Origin of the sequence: Methylobacter psychrophilus (assembly GCF_025583945.1) — a bacterium.
Lineage (GTDB): Bacteria > Pseudomonadota > Gammaproteobacteria > Methylococcales > Methylomonadaceae > Methylobacter_C > Methylobacter_C psychrophilus.
Map to the genome: position 1 here is coordinate 1 of NZ_JAOEGU010000126.1, position 2,131 is coordinate 2,131.

Here is a 2,131-nt window from a genome sequence, read left to right on the forward strand (position 1 = left end):
CAGGCTTGTGTCTTGGTAATTGAGCATAAGGAGTCATGGCTATCCGTGTTTTCAGAGGTAGATCACTATTTTAACCTTATAAAGGCCAAATTCTATGTCGATTATTTAGGAAAGATGTCTATTGAGTATCAGAACTCCTGATCATAGTTTATTTTCGCCGTCAATGCGTAACTTCTATATTAGTTGATAGTCAAGATCAAGGGGCCCGGTATACAAATCAGACATAACATAAGTGCTTGTAGCATTGCCTAAAGAGACATCCACTTACTTAACAAGAGATTAAAAATCAATCACTTGCAAGGATTTCCCGGCCAGCATCCAGTTCACACATACCCAGCCCTACTTGGGTTGTTTTATGTAGTAGTTACAAATCTACTACATCACAGGCCTTGTTTTACCGGCATTTTTTACTTTTTTTGTAGTAAAACCAATAGAGCCAATTCACTATATTTTATTTAAAGCGTCTGCTTGTTCCTTAACCTCAGTACTAAACGCCGAAGCTACATTCTGAAGCACGACACGCTGCTTGTCCGGTAGTTCCAATATCAAGCGTGCCAGGGCTAAAGCTTCCTTTTCCTGTTCAGTTGCAGCGGTCGTATCTCCGCGTCCCTCAGGTAACAATTCGTTAATGTCCGGCATAATTTCAGCCGGGTGGACTTGTAACACTTTTGCCAGTCGTAAAACCGCTTCAATGTTTAATGGTACCAGGCCGCCTAAATATTGGGAAAAGGCAGATTGTCCATTCCAGCCACAAGCATGACCGGCTTTTTCTTGGGTTAGTTGTAAGGGTTGTTTTTTTTCGTTCCAGATTTTTCTAAAGCGTTCCAGATACATGGCTTCAAGCTCTGTTAATTCACGCCGTTTTTTTGTCATTTAATCACCTCAGCGTTCAAAATAACATCACAGCTAATTAGTTACCACTATCAGTGCTATTGATTTATAATACTAGCTGTGCTAGTATGTGCGCTGTGTAGGTTGGTTTTTAGATCGGTAAATAAAATGGAAGCATTACAGGATTATCTGATTAAAAAGGGCATGTCTCAGGCCGAGTTCGGGAGATTGGTGGGTGTGGGGCAAACCATGGTACAGCAATGGGTTTCAAGTAAACGGCCTATCAGTATCGTGAAGGCACTCGATATAGAAGAAGTATTTGGCATTGATGCAAACCTGCTTAATGAGGAGATTTCAGTCATAGAAAACCGCTTGCTTGATCGTCGTACCAGTAAAAGGCGCGGTATCAGTAAAAGCAGTTAAACCCTTACCTGAACTACATGAAATCCCCTCAAATACAAAACGGTTACACAGCCATTGCCAATGAATTGCTGGAGGCACTTGTGCTTTATAAATTTTCACAAAACGAATACAAGGTGATCATGGCCGTAATCCGCAAGACTTACGGCTTTCATAAAAAAACAGCGGTGATAGGAAACTCACAACTGGCGTTAATGACAGGGTTACAGCGCACACATGTGGCCAGGTGCATTAGGATGCTAATCGAAAGGCAGGTCTTGGTTCGTGACTCCAGCTCCTATATTAATGGTTTGGGGCTCAATAAAGATTATGGCCAGTGGGGTGTTAAAACCGGGGAGTCGGATTGGGTCAGTGCTTCTGAGGAAACTGTGACAGATTTGGTCACAGTTGATGATGAAAATGTGACAGATTTGGTCACAGTTGACGATGAAAGTGTGACAGGTTTGGTCATAGTTGACGACGAAAACGTGACAGGTTTGGTCACAGTTAACGATGAAAACGTGACAGATTTGGTCACAGTTGACGACGAAAACGTGACAGGTTTGGTCACAGTTGAAGAAATGAAGTGTGACCAATTTGGTCTCGGGGGTGTGACCAAGTTGGTCACACAGAAAAGAAAGTAAAAGAAAGTGAAAAGAAAGTACCACCACCACCTTTTAACTCAATAACGCAATATGCGGAAAATCAGAATTTTTGTGGTGGTAGTGATTTTGGTTTTTTTTGTGAAGAAGAAAAGAAACCCTCTGCTAAAAACAATACCTTCGCCAATTGGGATGAGTAATTTACAGATATCGGAGGAAGGAGAAAGGTCAGAGAAGGTAGAATACCGCTTCTAACAGAGCATTCGCAGCCAAACTGACCATGAACGAAATCATAGCAA

Annotated in this window: 4 protein-coding genes; 2 read left to right on the forward strand and 2 right to left on the reverse strand. The window is 41.8% G+C overall.

The annotated features are described in order from the left end of the window. Positions 1 to 444 precede the first annotated feature (444 nt). Complete coding sequence (locus N7974_RS20410; protein ID WP_262967370.1) at positions 445 to 873, reverse strand: helix-turn-helix domain-containing protein; 429 nt, start codon at positions 871 to 873, stop codon at positions 445 to 447. 126 nt (positions 874 to 999) lie between these two features. Here N7974_RS20410 and N7974_RS20415 point away from each other — a divergent pair, with 126 nt between their 5' ends. Together N7974_RS20415 and N7974_RS20420 are read left to right on the forward strand one after the other, a co-directional pair. Further along, positions 1,000 to 1,254: a helix-turn-helix domain-containing protein gene (locus tag N7974_RS20415; protein WP_262967371.1), complete on the forward strand. Its 255-nt coding sequence runs from the start codon at positions 1,000 to 1,002 to the stop codon at positions 1,252 to 1,254. Positions 1,255 to 1,271: 17 nt separating this feature from the next. Next, positions 1,272 to 1,874 carry a replication protein gene (locus tag N7974_RS20420; protein WP_262967372.1) on the forward strand — a complete coding sequence of 201 codons (603 nt, stop codon included), beginning with the start codon at positions 1,272 to 1,274 and terminating at the stop codon, positions 1,872 to 1,874. 61 nt (positions 1,875 to 1,935) lie between these two features. On the opposite strand, the gene N7974_RS20425 is transcribed toward N7974_RS20420, so the two are convergent. Continuing rightward, the coding region (locus tag N7974_RS20425; protein WP_262967373.1) for a hypothetical protein at positions 1,936 to 2,131 on the reverse strand (196 nt) is incomplete at its 5' end.